The organism is Acidobacteriota bacterium (assembly GCA_035471785.1).
Classification (GTDB): domain Bacteria; phylum Acidobacteriota; class UBA6911; order RPQK01; family DATIPO01; genus JANQFM01.
The window spans coordinates 174,326-189,834 of the sequence record DATIPQ010000017.1; the positions used below are offsets into that span (position 1 = coordinate 174,326).

Genomic DNA, 15,509 nt, shown 5'->3' on the forward strand with positions numbered 1-15,509 from the left:
GCCTTTTGCTGATGCGGCTGACCTTTGGACTCTCAATGGCCTTGACTCACGGGCTAGGCACTCTGAGGGGCTTTATCAGCGGCGTTGATCAGTTCCCCGATCCCTTGGGTCTGGGCCCTTCCTTGTCGATGGGTCTGATGGCTTTTGCGGAGTTCTTCTGCGCAATGGCGGTCGCCCTGGGTTTGGCCACACGGCTTGCTTGTCTACCCCTGATGACCGGCCTCGGGGTTGCTTTCTTCCTGTTCCATAGCGGCGACCCCTTCAGCCGCAAGGAACTGGCTTTCCTCTATCTGGCCGCCTTTACCACTTTGGCTCTGACGGGTCCTGGGCATTGGGCCATCGATACCTGGCTCCGCCGGTTGAAAGGGAAGAAAGACTCATGAAACAAATCCGAGTGGCTGGACTCACGTTCCTGGCTGCCCTGTGCCTGTGGCACTGCACCGCCGACACCGCCAACTCACGGCCCCAGACTTCTGTCGTTTCAACCGAAGCCAGCTATCGCGCCGCCCACGAGATCGTCTTGCGAGCCAGCGATGCTCTGGCAGACGAGGAGGGTCAGTTGCCCAGCTTTGCAGTCCTGGGAAAGGGACGGCTCAACTTGGCCGCTCAATTCCAGGGAACCGCGACCGAAGGTGACACTTGGGTCGAATACGAGGAATCGCTGGCCTACCTGAGCGATCGGGGATGGTCGGGCTATTCGCAAGAGTACCAGCGGCCTGACGGCAGCCGGGAGTCGCTGCGCTTTGTCTACATCCCTCCCGACGAGATGCGCCTGGTGCACCTGGTCGACAAGTTCGCCATCCATCTTGCCGGGGCCGGCTTCGCTCATGACCGAAGGCGGGTGGCCCGCATGATGCCTCCCTTTCTTCTGCGTGGGGCAATGGACCAGCGGTCGGCTCTGCGTTATCTGGGCAGCCGCCGCGGCGGTCAGGGCCCGGTGGACCTGGTCACGCTGCCTCTGGACGGCGAAACCGTGACTCTGCTCTTCGATCAGCATCAAGGCCATCTGAGCGGCCTGGAGTACCTGGCGGACGTCCCTTTGCTCGGCGACACGCTAATATCCTGGGAGTTCCTTGACTGGTCGGATACGGACGAACTGCGGCATCCCGCAGGCTACCGCATCCGGGTCGGCGACAGGATGCTGAAAGAAGTCCGCTACCAGAGTGTCACTACCACGAATGTGGAGCAGGCGCCCGTATTTCAGGTGCCGGCTGAGATCCCGGTTCCCTCCGAACCTCGGCGCATCGAGCCGCGCTCCGGCTCCCTACAACCTCGGCCTTCACCGCGTGAGGTCGCTCCGGGCGTCTACTTTGTGCCCAATCTGCGCACCGGGTTCCACGTCATGTTTGTCGATCTGGGAGAAGAGATCGCCGCTTTCGAGGCTCCCACCGGATGGCTGGAACTCCATCAGTTGCCGGCATCGGACTTCGTAGCAGGGGCCAGCAGCGGGTCTGTCTCCCGCCAGTACATCGACCTGATACGGGAAGCCGTGCCCGGCAAGCCCATTCGTTACTTGGTCCTGAGCCATCATCATGGCGATCATGCAGGCGGACTGCGGGAATTTCTGGCGGCCGGAGCGACGATCGTTACGGCAGCGGATCTGTCGGGCATCGTCCGCAGGGCTCTGCAAAGGCCCCATACCCTGGATCCAGGGGCTCCTGAGCTGACCGCTTCTGATCTGAGACTGGAAGAATTCTCGGCCAGCCGGATGCTCGGAGAGGGGCCCAATCGCATTGAGCTTCTCGAGTTCGAGGGCAATTCTCACGCACAGGGCATGGCCGTGATGCACTTGCCCCAACAGGGAATCCTCTATGTGGCCGATCTGGCCTATGCCTGGCCCGCCGCCGGGCGACCGTCGGCCGCGCACCTGGCCCCGACACGAGGTTTGGCCCGGTGGCTCCGCCAGCGGAACCTGCGACCGCAGCGGATCTATACCTCCCATGGGGCCGCCGCCTCCGTCTCTTGGGGGGATCTGGAAAGGGTCCTGTCGGAGGAGGACCTTGCGCCCGCTGGCGAGCAGTAGCATGGTGCTCCAAGACACGAGGTGATAGAGTTTCGGTCCCCGCGGTTGGGTGATCTGGAGGTGCATTCTGGAGTTCGGACTTGAGCATGAACTTCGAGGTAATCGGCGAGATCTCAGAGATCGAAATCATCGCGGTCGGCGGAAGTATCCGCGAGATCATGAGATTGCGCAGAACTACCTGCGCGTTGTCGATGAGTCAGGGGAAGATTACCTCTACCCTGAGAGCTACTTCGTCCAGCTTGATCTGCCGCTCGCCGCCGAACGCGTCTTTAAGGCAGCGCGCTAACCACTGCCGCTCAGCGGGGTGGGGCGGAGGGGTTGGTAGACGCCGATTTTTCCGCCGCCGGGCAAGGTCATGTCGGTCAGCAGACCCCAGCCTCGATCCTTCACCGGGCTGCATTGGACGCCGCGCTCGCCTGCCTTGGCCAGGAAGGCCTCGATGTCGTCGCAGAGCAAGAACAGCTCGTGCCTGCCGCTGGCCTCGGCCGGGTGAAGCGCCACTTCAGAGGGAGGCAGGGCGAAGATCAGCCAGCCGCCGCCCGCATCCACGTGGGGAAGCTGCAGGACATCCCTGAAGAAGGCCCGATCAGCCTCGGCATCCTTGCTGTAGATCACCGCGTGTGCTCCGCTGATCATTGCTCGTCCCTCGGTATGACGATGGGCGTCCCCTCCACCCCGGCATAGAAAACGACGATCTCGGTGGGCTCGTCGCCATCGTTGCTGCCTTGATGCCACTTCTGGAAAACCTCGACGATTGACTCGCCCGCTTTCAGATGCAGCCGCTCACCCTGGTCGGTCACCACCGTCAATTGGCCCTTGAGCACCACCCCGGCGGTGATGACGGGATGCTTGTGCCACGGCAACTTGACCCCGGGCGGAACAACGACTCGCGAGATGGTGATCTCCGGTTGCCCTTGAGGATAGGCCGCCAGCGCCCTGCCGTCCCAGCTTGCCGTGGTCTTGGCCAATTGCAGGACTTCGACTTGCGGCTCCTCCTGGGCACCCAGGGCACAAGCCAGGACCAACGCCGTCAACCACGCCATCAATGCCGTCTTCTTCATTCTTATCCTCCTCGGTTCGTACAAGGCCCTAGAGAAGCATCTCCAGGAAGATCTCGTCGTGATAGCCGTCTTTCAGCTTCACGTGGCGCCGGGCCGTTCCTATGGTACGGAATCCCAGCTTGCGGTAGAAGGCCAGGGCGCGGGCATTTCCGGCCAAGACCTGGATGACCACCTTCTCGTAGCCCTTGCGGCGGGCGAAGCGCAACGACTCCCGGGCCAGCAGCATGGCCGCGCCGCTGCCGCGGGCCCGGGGCAGCAGCCAGGTGCCCAGGGTGGCGACATGGTTTCCTGAGGCGGCGTAGTCCGAGAACAGGTCCAAGGACTGGACACCGACGATCCCCTCAGGTGTTTCCGCCACGAAAAGGGCGCTGCGCTCCCCCAGCGAGGCGATGAAACGGATTTCTTCTTCAACCGAGAAGGGCTGGTCGAAGAGCGTGAATTCGCCTTCGGCGATGACGGCATTCATTACGGCCGCCACAGCCGCCGCGTCCTCTTCGGTCGCCTTCCGGATGTCGACATGCATCTCGCACCGCTCCTCAGGAAGATATCCTGCCACAAGGAACGCCTTCTGGCTGGGTATGGAGCTCAAGACACTAGGATCTCCGCGCGTCAATGGGTTCAGAGGTGTAGAATACCGTTGGAATTTCTCAGCCTTAACGGAGACGCACCTTGAGACGATTGGCCTGGATCGGTCTGAGCTTATTTCTCTTCTTCTCGCTCACCTTCCTGCTTTTCCAGGCGGGGGGATGGATGGCAGAGGAGAATCTGGCCCGCTGGCTGCGCGACGCTCTGGACGAGAAGGGGTTGAGGGGTCTGGCGGGGCCCGTGATTTCGCTCTTGTTGCTGGTGGACCTGGCGCTGCCGATACCGTCTTCGGTGGTGATGACCCTGGCCGGATACTTCCAGGGCATGTGGCTGGGCTTCGTCTTCAATTTTTTGGGAGCGATGGGAGCCGCACTGTCCGGATTCTGGATCTGCAGGCGTTTCGGGCAGGAAGGCTTCGAGGCCGTCATCGGGTCGCAGGAAAGCGTGCGGGTGGAGGAGTTCTTCCGGCGCTACGGAGCCTGGGCCATCGTCCTCAGCCGCTCGGTCCCCATGCTGACCGAAGTGGTGAGCTGCCTGGCCGGACTCAGCCGCATGTCCTACCGCCGCTTCACCGCCCTGACGTCGCTGGGGACGCTTCCCATCTGCCTGATCTATTCCTGGGCTGGAGACGCCGCCGGCGGAGAGGTGCCGATCTTGTGGCTGGTGCTGCTCTGCTTCGTGGTTCCAGCGCTGGGCTACGCCGCCTTCCGCCTGGCCTGCTGGAGGCGCCGCGAGGGGCCAGGGCCGAATGGAAAGCGCTCGCGCACCTTCTTTCGACGTCCTTCGGCGCCTTCCATCCTCTTCCTGGTGGGGCTGGCATTGTGTCCAGGCCTGATGCGCACCCTTCGAGGCCAGGACGAGGATGAGGACGCCAAGCAAGATCCGCCCTTGCCGGAGATCCACGATACGGTGACCGTCAACGCCCGTCCGGCTCAGCTACCCGGGTCGGCGGTGAGCGTCATCGAAGCCGCTCAGATCGATGCCTCGGGAGCCCGCACGGTGGCGGAGGTGCTGAAGACCGTAGCGGGAGTGCACGTCTTGTCCAACGGCAGCCGCGGCGGCACCTCGGTGGCTTACGTGCGGGGAGGCGATCCCAATTTCACCCTGGTCTATCTGGACGGGGTGCCGCTCAACGATTCCACCGACCAGATCGGAGGCATTTACAACCTGGAGGGCATCCCGGCCTCGGCCATCGGACGCATCGAGGTGGTGCGCGGACCGCTTTCCAGCTATTTCGGATCGCAGGCGCTTTCCGGCGTCATCTACCTCACCACCCGCCGGGGAAGCGACCTGGTTGCACAACCCGACCCCAAGGACGGCCAGACCACCCGGCCCGTCCACCGCGGCGCACCGTCCTGGGCTGCCGAGATCGAGGGCGGAAACGCTTCCCTGCTGCGCGCCCAGGCCTCACTAGGCGGATTTTCGGGACACTTCGACTACTTTTTGGACCTGCTGGGAGAAGGTGAAGAAGGACGCATCGCCGAGGACGACTACCAATCCGTCAACCTGCAAGCCGGCCTGGGCTGGCAGGGCCTGAGCAACTCGCTGCGCCTCAACGCCCGCGGATCGGTGTGGGAGGCCGACGACTACAGCGACGGATCGGGCGGACCCCTCTTCGGTTCGGGCCAAGTCCGCCATTCAGAAAACCAGGAATGGAGCCTGGCCGCCGACCTGCGCATGGACGCCGGCGGACGCTTTGAGCACAACCTGGCGGGCGGCATCTACCGGCACCGCCTGGAGCGCTTCACCCCCGCCATCGGATTCGCCGTACCTCCCACCGACGAAGACACCACCTACATCCGCGCCCGCGCCGGCTGGCGTGGCGATCTGCGTCTCGACGAGCACTTCGATCTCTCCTTGGGCGCCGAGGTCGACCACGAGGACGCAGAGGCCGAGACCTTCCTGCTGCTGCCTCCCCAATTCGGCGGACGCATCGACGGCTCTTACCGCGACCAGCGCACCACCGGCGGCGGATATGCCTCTCTGCGCTTCCACCGCGGCCCCCTGCAAGTGGAAGGCGGAGCACGCATCGACAAGCCCGGCGGCTTCGAGGCCGTCTTCTCGCCCCGCGCCTCCTTCAGCTACCGCCTGGGATCGGAAACCACACGCCTGCGCGGCTCGATTGGCAGAGCCTTCAAGCTGCCCAGCTTTTTCGCCCTTTCCAGCCCCGACGCCCTGGGCGGCAATCCCGATCTGCTGGAAGAACGCAGTTGGGGCGGCGACCTGGGATTCGACCGCCTCTTTCCGCGGGCTTCGCTGCTGGTGGGAGGCGCTTACTTCCACAACCGCTTCCGAAACCTCATCGATTTCGATTTCGACCGGTTCCTTCACGTCAACCGCTCGCGGGTGCGCACCCAGGGGGTGGAGGTCTTCGCCCAGTGGACGCCCGATCCGCGCTGGACGCTGCGCGCCGACGCCACCTTTACCGAAAGCGAAGACCTGGGCAGTCCCGCGCCGCTGCTTCATCGCCCCGGCCAGACCGGCGGAATCTCGCTCGACCTGACACCGCACCCCCGCCTCAGCCTCTTCCTGCAGGGACGTTGGGTGGGAGCCAGCTTCGACCGTCAAATCCCCGTCCCCCAACGTGACCGCGTGGACGCCTACGGCGTGGTGAACTTCTCCGCCACCTGGCGCTTTTCCCGCCGCCTGCGCCTGCGGGCACACCTTGAAAACCTCACCGACAGCGACTACCAAACCTTCATCGGATTTCCTTCTCCCGGCCTCTCCGCCCGCTTTTCCCTGGCCTTCGGCCCTCCATAGACAGAATTCGACACTCGAATTCCGAAATTCGAACTTCCCCTGGGTGGTCAGCGAGCAACGATTCGTCTATAACACTGAGGATGCGCTTTTTCTCCTCCAAACTCACCCCTCGGCAGCGCCTGGTCTACGGGGGAGCCGCGGCTTTTTTCCTGTTGGCCTTTTTGGCCATGCTGTGGCCCATCTATCCCAGCTTCAGCCGCATCGAGCCGCGCCTGCTGGGAATGCCTTTCTCGCTGGTCTACCTGGTGTCCTGGCTGCTGGCCTGCTTCTTTCTCATCCTGGCCATCTACCTGTGGGAGTCGAGAAAGGGAGAGTTCGACGATGAGTAGCTGGGTTATCGTCTTTCTGGTCACCGTCGGCTACCTGGGGGCATCCCTTGTGGTCGGTCTCTACTCGGGACGCAAGGCTTCGGAGAGCACCGAAGGCTATGTGGCGGGCGACCGTTCGCTGGGCTTCCTGGTGCTCTACTTCGTGATGGGAGCTTCCATCTTCAGCGCCTTCGCCTTTTTGGGTGCGCCGGGATGGGCCTACTCGCGGGGGGCGGCCGTCTTCTACATCCTCTCCTACGGCACCGTGGGGCTGCTGCCCTGGTACTTCTTCGGCCCCCGCATCGCCCGGCTGGGACGCCGCTTCGGATACGTCACCCAGGCCCAGCTCTTCGCCCACCGCTTCCAGAGTCCGCTGCTTTCGGCGGTGCTGGCCGTCATCAGCCTGATCGCCTTTCTGCCCTATCTGACTTTGCAGATGCAGGGGGCCGGATACGTATTCAACGTGGTCACCGAAGGACGCATTCCCGAGTGGCTCGGGGCCGCCATCGCCTATGGAGTGGTGCTCATCTACGTCTTTCATTCGGGCGTGATGGGAGTGGGTTGGACCAACACCTTCCAGGGCATCTTCATGTTGATTCTGGCCTGGGTGCTGGGGCTCTACCTGCCCTACAAGCTCTACGGCGGCATCGGTCCCATGTTCGATCAGATCGCCCAAGCCCGCCCCGAAATGCTTACGCCGCCCGGCTTGGACGGCGCAGGCGACCTGTGGACCTGGGGAGGCTATTCCAGCGCCATCGCCATCTCAGCCATCGGATTCAGCCTCTGGCCCCACTACTTCATGAAGATCTACACGGCCAGGAACAACCGCACCCTCAAGCAGACCATCGTCTTCTATCCCACCTTCCAGATCTTCCTGGTGCCCATCATGTTCATCGGCTTCTCGGCCATCCTGAGCTTTCCGGGAGTCAGCCCCGCCGACAGCATCCTGCCCACGGTCCTGATGTCGATGGAACTTCCCGCCCTGGTCATCGGCCTTTTCTGCGCCGGAGCGCTGGCGGCTTCCATGTCCAGCGGCGATGCCATCGTGCACGCCGCCGGCTCCATCCTGGTGCGCGACCTCTACCGCGTGGCCAAGCCCGACCTGAGTCCTCAGCGCGAGATCTTTCTCATCCGCATACTGGTGGTGGCGATCGGCGCCGTGGCCTACATCTTCGCGGTGGGGACCGAGCTGTCGCTGGTCTTCCTGCTGCTGCTCTCCTACGGATTCATCGCCCAGATCTTCCCCGTGCTGCTGGCCACCTTCTTCTTTCCCGGCGCCACCCGGGCGGGCGTCCTCAGCGGACTCTTCGCAGGCTTCGCCGTGGTGCTGCTCTTCAACCTGGTCCCCGGCCTGCAATGGCAGAACATCCATCCGGGACTGTGGGGCCTGGCCGCCAACGCGCTGACGCTGCTCGCCGTCTCTCCTCTCACTCAGCCGCTGGAAAGGAACCACGTCGACCAGTTCGTCGTCGAGTAACCGCGGGTGCCGGTCAGGCCCGGCTCTTGGAGGTCTTTTTCTGCAGTTCGGGTTCGGCGCAGGGGACCTGGAAGACCTTGCCGTCCTTGAGGCGGTACGCGGTCATTTCGTTGCCCCATACGCAGCCGCTCTCCAGGGCCCTGATGCGCTTGCCGATGTGCAGGCCCAGTGCCGCCCAGTGACCGAAGAAGATGGTGTGGCGGGCGCTGGCGCGTCCCGGTACCTGGTACCAGGGAATGCAGCCGCGGGGTGCCTTCTTGGGCGGTCCGCCGTAGCCCAGGCAGAGGTGGCCGGTGGTCGTGCAGGTGCGGATGCGGGTGAAGACTTGCAGGATGGCGTTGATGCGGTCGGGACCGGCGAGGCTCTCCTTCCACTGGCTGACGGGACGCCCGTCGAGGCGCTCCAACACGGCCCGGTAGTGGCGTCCGCTGAGGGCCGATTCTCCTTCGTGAGCCAGGTCCTCGGCCCGTTCGATGTCCCAATCCGGGGCAAGCCCTGCATGCACCAGCACTTTCTTGCCCTTGCGGTGGAGCAGAGGACGGTGGCGCAGCCAGTCCAGCAACTCGTGGCGGTCCTCGGCCTCTAAAATGTCGTCCAGCGTGTCGCCCTCGCGGCTCTTGCGCAGCCCTTCGGCCACCGCCAGCAGGTGCAGATCGTGATTGCCCAGAACGGTCACCAGGCGACCTTTGTTGCTGAGTTGATAGGCCCAGCGGAGGGCATCAAGCGATCCCGGGCCGCGGTTGACGATGTCGCCCACCAGCCAGATGCGGTCCTTGGATGGCCGGAAGCCGACCTCCTTGAGCAGAAGGCGCAGCGTCTTGTAGCAACCCTGAATGTCGCCGATCACATAGGTGGCCATGAACCAGCCAAGGTGTAAACGCAAGCCCCCGATGCTGTCAAGTGGTCAACTCGCAAATATCCATCACCCCTTCTGGCCCTTTAGAGGCGCTTGCGCTGGACGTCGTCGGGCAGCTTCAGGTCGAAGCGGTTCTTGTCGATCTTGGGATTGATCTCCAGGTCGGTGAAGTCCATCTGCTGGTAGTCGCCGATGCTCTGGTGGATGGTTTGGCGCAGAGGCATCCAGTGCTGGGGCGAAAGGTAGAAGACCAGCTTTGAAAAGTCGCGGGCCGCTTGCGGGTCGCGGGGGATGAGCTGCAGGACGTAGGTGTTCTGGCCCCGGATCTCTTCACGCCCCGTCAGTTCCACCTGATAGTTGCCTTCCAGCGTTTCGCGGTCGGTCAACAGGGCGAAAAAGAGGTTGCCCACTCCGTGCTGCTTTTGGCCTCCGCCCTTGAGGCTGTAGAGGACGGCCTGCTTGATGCGGGGCTGGTAGTAGACGGCTTCTTGACCGTCCACCACCAGGACATTGGTGTGCGGCTCCTCGATTTGACGGCGGAAATAGGTCTTTCCAGAGTCCTTGAGGAGCCAGATCTCGCCCTTCTCGGGACGGTCGAATTCCGTCAGCAGCTTGATCCAGTTCTTGATCTCGATTCCCGAATGCAGTGACTTGACCTTGTGCGAGCGCTCGTCCAGGCGCTGCAAGACCTGATCGAGGGTCAAATCGTCCTCTTGAGGGGCCGTTTCAGCCGCCAACACTACCGACAGGAGGAAGAAGAGAATCGAAAACAGTGCGGTCCAACGCTTCATATCCGTACCTCAAGACTCTAGGACGCGGCCGGGATCGAATCGGAGCAAGAATTCTTGGGGTGAAGGCGCGCCGCGGTTCTCAGCGGGTCCGCTGAGGACCTAGCCCATCCTCGTCCGGCTTCTCCGGGACTTCCTCCGCGGGCTCGGGCCTGGCGCTGCGGGATGAGGGGGGAGCGCTCTCCTCCACGGGCGCCGCCGGGTCCTGTCCGCCATCGCGAAAAATCGATCCGTCAAAGACCCCCATGGGCGTAAGGAAGATGAAGGCGAGAATGGCCAGCACCATGAGGTCGTACTGCAACGTGCCTCGCTCATACGTCCAAAACAGGACCCGGATGATGCCTTTCCACATGGCTTAGAGTAGTTTCTGCTCCATGGCGTAGAAGAGGTTCTGCACCCGGCTCAGGAGCTTGCCGTCGCGCATCTCCAGGATGCGGCCGGCGCTGGCGGCGGCCTCGTGATCGTGGGTGATCATGAGGATGGTCTGCTTGTATTCCTGATTGAGGTGCTTGAGCATCTCCAGCACCATGCGCGAATTGCCCGAATCGAGATTGCCCGTAGGCTCGTCGGCCAGCAGCAGGGCGGGGCGGTTGATGATGGCGCGGGCTATGGCGACGCGCTGTTGCTCGCCGCCCGACAACTCCGAGGGCTTGTGGTGCATCTTGTCTTCCAGCCCCAACATGCGAAGCAGCTCGTTGGCCTTGCCGATGTCGAAGTGGTTGTTGTGCAGGCGCGACGCCAACTCGATGTTGTCGCGGGCGGTCAGGGTGGGAAGCAGGTTGAAGCGCTGAAAGACGAATCCGATCTTGTCCCGGCGCACCCGCGTGCGTTCGCCGTCTTTGGCCTGAGCCATGTCGAATCCGTCGATGAGGACGCGTCCCGAACTGGGTCTGAGCAGTCCGCCGATGATGTGCAGCAGGGTCGATTTGCCGCACCCGCTGGGGCCCATGATGGCCACGAATTCCCCGGCCTTGACCCTAAAGCCGACGCCTCTCAGAGCCGTCGACTCCAGTTTTCCGCTCTGGTAGACCATGTGCAGGTCTTCTACTTTCAGCAGCTCTTGCTTCTTCACAATGTCCAGCTTTTTACTCATAGCCTAGAGCTCTTACGGGATCCAGGCGGGCCGCCTTGATGGCGGGATAGATGGAACCGATGGTTCCCCCCAACACGGCCATGACCGGAGCGCCCAAGCGCCATGCCAGCGGAGTCTCCACCGGCAGTGTGGGAAAAGCCTGGCCCACCAAGTAAAGTCCCACCACGTTTAGAATGAACCCCAAGCCCACGCCGATGATGCAAATCAGCAGCGATTCCTTGAGGATAAGTTGCACGATATACCCCTTGGAGGCCCCCAATGAGCGCAAGATCCCGATTTCCCGGGTGCGTTCGGTTATGGTCGAATACATCGACAGCAGGATGACCAGAAAGCTGACCACCACGGCGATGGAAGTGATGGCCATCATAAAGGGCCTCACCGCCGGGGTGTTTTCAACCCAGATCTCCTGAAGCTCGGCACTCCGGGTAATTGTAAAGCCCTCGAAGCGCTCCATCAACCGCTCTTCCACGGTCTCCAGGGGCAGGCCCTGCTGGCCGCGTATGAAAAAGACCGAGCACTTGCCGGGCGAGCCGTTGAGTTCCTGTGCGGTCTCCAGCGGAATCATAACCCGCACGGCCGTCCCCGCCCGGTAAATGCCCACGATGCGGAATTCATGAGCCATCAGCTCGTGCATGTCGCCCATGCTGACATTGTTGTGCTCGGCGTAAATGGTGTCGACCACCGCCTCGTAGGGATCGCGGAACATGCGCCCCTGCACGAATTCCATGGAAGGACTGAACTCCACGAATTCGCGCTGCATGCCGAAGATCTGCTTAAAGCGGTCGCTCATGACCAAAACGGGCGAAACGCCGGCAACGCCTTCCACCTCTTTGGCCAGGCGCAGCAGGCGTTCGTCCAGAGCCGCCGAACTGATGGCCAGAATGTGGGAAGAATTGGGAGGCTGCAAAAGCAGATCGGCGCCCACCCGTTGCAGCCGCTTGGCATGTTCGGTCAATTGTCCGTTGGCCAACCCGACGCTGATCAGCACCAGGGCTACGCCCAAGGCCACGGCCAGCACGCTGACGATGGTGCGGGTGGGACGTTCGCGCAAATTGGCGGAAATCAGTTTCAGCATAGCGTTTTCAACGGCCGTTCCGCCCAACCGGCGGCTGGGCGGATTGGGCCTCCTCGCTCAAATCGATGAGTTCTACGCCCGCGGGTTGTCGAACGACAAAAGTTTCCTCCTGGAGCTCCCGGTTGATGCGGATGCTCTCCGGGTCGAGTTCAAACTTCATGCTGTAGTTCTCGAGCGGGCGGTCCAGATCGATGACGCTGCAGACCAAGCGCCCTTCCACCTCGACCGGATCGGCATAGACGATGGAGCTTTCCAGGACTCCGCCCCGGCTGTAGTAGTGCTGGCGGATCAGCCGCATCTGGCTGCGCTCGAACCACACTTCGCGCTGCAACTCTCCTACGGGGCGGCCTGCTTCCAGCTTCACTATTGCAACCACATAGTACTTGAAGCGTTCGTCCTCGTGTTCTTTCAGAGTGACGAAGTAACCCGTTTCGCCAAAGGGAATGGGTTCGATCAGAAGCCCCCGGGCCAGATGATGGGGGCGCACGCTGAGCCGCGAATCGTCTTCCTCTTCCTTCAGCACCAGATCGGTGCTTCCTACGAAGAACTTCCTCTCGCGCGGGACGTAGATCTGGAAGCGACCCGCTTGCGAGGCCATGGCGGCCAGCGAGGCGCCGCCGATGGGATTCTTGATGTTGAGATAAAGGCTTTGCGGACGCTGGGCGATGAGCACGGCATTGGCCCGCCGGTAGCGTTCTTCTTCCAGCACGGCCCCCTCGATGTTGGTGCCGGTGAATTCCACCTGAAGGCTGGAGACGGTCATGTTCTGGTAGTCGGCATAGCGCTGGTTGAGCAGCTCGACCAGGTCCGACAAGGAGGCTGACTGGGCGGTTCGGTGGGCCAGGGGTATCTCGACCTCTGTCCGATCAGCCACCGCGCCGCAGCGCCCGGCGGTGGTGGCCAGCAGCAGCAGCGTAAACCCCGCGACCGTCGTGCCCGCCTTGCTTTTGCTGCCTCCTCGGGGAGGGCGGCGGCGGCGCACCTTCCAGAACAGCACCACCATCAGAACCAAGAAGCCCGCCAGGGCGAAAATGCCCACCGTCGTGGCGTTGGCCACGATCCAGTCGCGGACGGCCAGCCCGTAGAGGACGGCCAAAATGCCCCACATGAAATAGCGGATGGAGCGTCCGATCACCACCGCCACAACGAATGTGGGGAAGGGCAGCCGGAAGATCCCAGCCGAGAGGACGAAGACCTTGAAGGGGGTGGGCGGCGGCAGGATGGCGGGAATGATGATGGTGAACACGCCTCGCCGGCTGTAGAGGCGTCCGATGCTTTCCACCCGCTCCGGATTGAGACGCTTGGCTACGCGGGAGCCGCCCCAGCGTCCGACGCCGTAGAGCATGCAGCAGCCGATGGTGGAGCCGGCGATGGTCCAGAGTACGAATCCCGTCATCGTCAACCAGCCCTCTCCCGAAGACTTGACGATGATGAGGATGTCGTTGCCTTCGGGCACCGACAGGAAGGAGGAGTCGGCCATGGCCAGCAGGAACAGCCCGGGACCGCCCAGTCCCATGGCGAATTCCGTCAGCCAGCGAAAAGCCGACTTCAGCGCATCCAGAATGCCGAGAGCCAACAGCACAAAAGCCTCCCCCGAGACAAAAAGGGGTATACTACCATACTCGCACTGCCCTGAAGTGCATGCGGCATACCACTCGCAAGTCCCTCCAAAACCGCATCTCCGAGCCTTCCCGCAAGCTGTGCTTGCGTCCGCCGCCCCGGCCTCTTGCAGTCCGGCTTCCTCACTCCCATTTGAGGACGTCCTGATCGCGCGCTGCGTCGCGTGCAGCCGGCGTGATGATGGTCTTCTGATCCACCACGATGGTCGACTTGTTGCGCACTGCCTGGCGCACGTCGTCCTCGCACACGAATTCCACGGCCGCGGGCGGTTTTGCGGCGGCTGACGGCTCCGGTTCGGCTTCTTCAACCGAGGGCGGAGAAGTCACCTGAGGGGCCGGGACCTTTTTTTTTTGTCCCAAGTACTGCTCGACCACTGAACGCACCACCTGGCGCACCGAGTCGATGTCGATGTCGGAGGCCCCCGACGAGGGCGCCTCTGCCGAAGGGGCGGCGGCTGGAGACGACGAGGACCTTTTGCCGCTGCGGCTGAAGTCGAGGGACTGCGCGCTGCGGGTTTCGAAGGCCAGACGCTTGATGTTGACCAGGTGCATGGCGGTGATGTTGTCGGAGGTGATGTTGCCTCCCGGAGCTCCGCAACCCAGCGTCATGGAGGGCGGAACCGATGTCGTCAGCCCTACCGAGCCGTGAGTGGCGGGAGTGTTGACGCAGACCCTGTAGGCCGGTTTGTGAAGGCCGAACTCGATGATCACCCGCCGGTCGTTGGAGTGCAGCGACATGGTGTGCCCCAATCCGCCGTAGTGCAGGATCTCGATACAGCGCTCGCATCCCGCCTCCCAGCCGTCCTCCACGAAGAAGGCCAGGATGGGCGACAGCTTCTCGCGCGAGAGAGGATGCTCGCGTCCCACGCCTTTGGCCCGCCCCACCAGGCAGGAGGTGCTCTCAGGAACCGAGAAGCCCGCCATGGAGGCCAGCTTAGCGGGGCTCTGGCCCACGATCTCGGTGTTGAAGGAGCCGTCCTCTTTCTGAATCAGCGTCTCGATCCCGGCGGTTTCTTCCTCGTCGAGCAGGTAGGCGTTGTTCCGGCTCAGCTCTTCCAGCACCTGCCGCTCGACAGGACGGTCGCATACGATGGCCTGCTCGGAGGAGCATAGAACGCCCCAGTCGAAGCTCTTGCCGGCCACGATGTCGCGCACCGCCTTGGGCACGTCGGCCGTCCGCTCGATGAAGGAGGGGACGTTGCCTGATCCCACGCCGTAAGCCGGCTTGCCCGATGAATAAGCGGCCCGTACCAGCCCCGGTCCGCCGGTGGCCAGGATGACCCCCGTGCGCTGGTGGCGCATCAGTTCGGTGGTGCCTTTCAGGTCGACCTGCTCCAGCCAGCGTACGGAGTTCTCGGGGAGGCCGGCCTTGAGTCCCGCCTCGTACATGATGCGGGCCGTTTCGACCGTGCAGCGCACGGCCCGCGGATGAGGCGCCACCACCACCGTGTTGCGGCCCTTGATGGAGCTGAGGATCTTGAAAATGGCGGTGGAGGTGGGGTTTGTGGTGGGGATGATGGCCGCCACCACGCCGAAGGGCACGGCGATTTCGATGATCTTGCGCTCTTTGTCTTCGCGGATCACGCCGCAGGTCTTCAGTCCCTTGGTGTAGTTGTGGATGTCGACCGCGCTGAAGAGGTTCTTGATGACCTTGTCTTCGACTTTGCCGTAACCGGTTTCTTCAACCGCCATCTCAGCCAGGCGGCGGGCGCCGACCCGGGCCGCTTCGGCCATGGCGGCCACGACGGCGTCGACCTGCTGCTGGGAAAAGTCTTTGAGGACCTGCTCGGCCTCATAGGCCGCTTGCGCCGCCTGACGCGCCTGCTGTACTGAGACGAGATCTTTGTCTTGGAGCACGATCAAG

Annotated in this window: 15 protein-coding genes; 5 read left to right on the forward strand and 10 right to left on the reverse strand. The window is 62.9% G+C overall.

Translation table 11 applies throughout. From position 1 onward, the window contains the following. Positions 1-11: 11 nt before the first annotated feature. On the forward strand, positions 12-383 hold the full coding sequence (locus VLU25_03050; GenBank protein ID HSR66896.1) for a DoxX family protein: 372 nt from the start codon (positions 12-14) through the stop codon (positions 381-383). Further along, the gene (locus VLU25_03055) at positions 380-2,023 is read left to right on the forward strand and encodes an MBL fold metallo-hydrolase (GenBank protein HSR66897.1); all 1,644 of its coding nucleotides are present in this window, start codon (positions 380-382) and stop codon (positions 2,021-2,023) included. Before VLU25_03050 ends, VLU25_03055 begins: the two co-directional genes overlap by 4 nt. A gap of 282 nt (positions 2,024-2,305) precedes the next feature. On the opposite strand, the gene VLU25_03060 is transcribed toward VLU25_03055, so the two are convergent. Genes VLU25_03060 through VLU25_03070 form a run of 3 tightly spaced genes read right to left on the reverse strand, consistent with a single transcriptional unit; the run spans position 2,306 to position 3,607 of the window. Next, positions 2,306-2,659, reverse strand: a complete 354-nt coding sequence (locus tag VLU25_03060) for an extradiol dioxygenase (GenBank protein ID HSR66898.1) — start codon at positions 2,657-2,659, stop codon at positions 2,306-2,308. Then, complete coding sequence (locus tag VLU25_03065; GenBank protein HSR66899.1) at positions 2,656-3,084, reverse strand: cupin domain-containing protein; 429 nt, start codon at positions 3,082-3,084, stop codon at positions 2,656-2,658. Before VLU25_03065 ends, VLU25_03060 begins: the two co-directional genes overlap by 4 nt. 28 nt (positions 3,085-3,112) lie before the next feature. After that, complete coding sequence (locus VLU25_03070) at positions 3,113-3,607, reverse strand: GNAT family protein (protein HSR66900.1); 495 nt, start codon at positions 3,605-3,607, stop codon at positions 3,113-3,115. Positions 3,608-3,753: 146 nt separating this feature from the next. Between VLU25_03070 and VLU25_03075 the strand changes: the two genes are divergently transcribed. From VLU25_03075 to VLU25_03085, 3 genes are all read left to right on the forward strand, one after another. Next, entirely contained in the window at positions 3,754-6,429 is a 2,676-nt protein-coding gene (locus VLU25_03075) for a TonB-dependent receptor (protein HSR66901.1), read from the forward strand. 80 nt (positions 6,430-6,509) lie between these two features. Next, the gene (locus VLU25_03080) at positions 6,510-6,758 is read left to right on the forward strand and encodes a DUF3311 domain-containing protein (GenBank protein ID HSR66902.1); all 249 of its coding nucleotides are present in this window, start codon (positions 6,510-6,512) and stop codon (positions 6,756-6,758) included. Beyond that, positions 6,751-8,214: a sodium:solute symporter family protein gene (locus VLU25_03085; protein HSR66903.1), complete on the forward strand. Its 1,464-nt coding sequence runs from the start codon at positions 6,751-6,753 to the stop codon at positions 8,212-8,214. Before VLU25_03080 ends, VLU25_03085 begins: the two co-directional genes overlap by 8 nt. 13 nt (positions 8,215-8,227) lie before the next feature. Here VLU25_03085 and VLU25_03090 read toward each other — a convergent pair whose 3' ends face one another. From VLU25_03090 to VLU25_03120, 7 genes are all read right to left on the reverse strand, one after another. Then, complete coding sequence (locus VLU25_03090) at positions 8,228-9,097, reverse strand: symmetrical bis(5'-nucleosyl)-tetraphosphatase (GenBank protein HSR66904.1); 870 nt, start codon at positions 9,095-9,097, stop codon at positions 8,228-8,230. Positions 9,098-9,153: 56 nt separating this feature from the next. Next, positions 9,154-9,861: an outer membrane lipoprotein carrier protein LolA gene (locus VLU25_03095; GenBank protein HSR66905.1), complete on the reverse strand. Its 708-nt coding sequence runs from the start codon at positions 9,859-9,861 to the stop codon at positions 9,154-9,156. Positions 9,862-9,940: 79 nt separating this feature from the next. After that, positions 9,941-10,210 (reverse strand): hypothetical protein, encoded by a 270-nt coding sequence (locus VLU25_03100; GenBank protein HSR66906.1) that lies wholly within the window; start codon positions 10,208-10,210, stop codon positions 9,941-9,943. Positions 10,211-10,213: 3 nt separating this feature from the next. Then, a complete protein-coding gene (locus tag VLU25_03105; GenBank protein ID HSR66907.1) occupies positions 10,214-10,951 on the reverse strand; it encodes an ABC transporter ATP-binding protein in 738 nt (245 codons plus the stop codon). Beyond that, complete coding sequence (locus tag VLU25_03110) at positions 10,944-12,026, reverse strand: FtsX-like permease family protein (protein HSR66908.1); 1,083 nt, start codon at positions 12,024-12,026, stop codon at positions 10,944-10,946. Before VLU25_03110 ends, VLU25_03105 begins: the two co-directional genes overlap by 8 nt. Positions 12,027-12,033: 7 nt before the next feature. Then, a complete protein-coding gene (locus tag VLU25_03115; protein HSR66909.1) occupies positions 12,034-13,608 on the reverse strand; it encodes a VTT domain-containing protein in 1,575 nt (524 codons plus the stop codon). A gap of 160 nt (positions 13,609-13,768) precedes the next feature. Next, positions 13,769-15,502 (reverse strand): aldehyde dehydrogenase family protein, encoded by a 1,734-nt coding sequence (locus VLU25_03120; protein ID HSR66910.1) that lies wholly within the window; start codon positions 15,500-15,502, stop codon positions 13,769-13,771. Between the last annotated feature and the right edge of the window lie 7 nt (positions 15,503-15,509).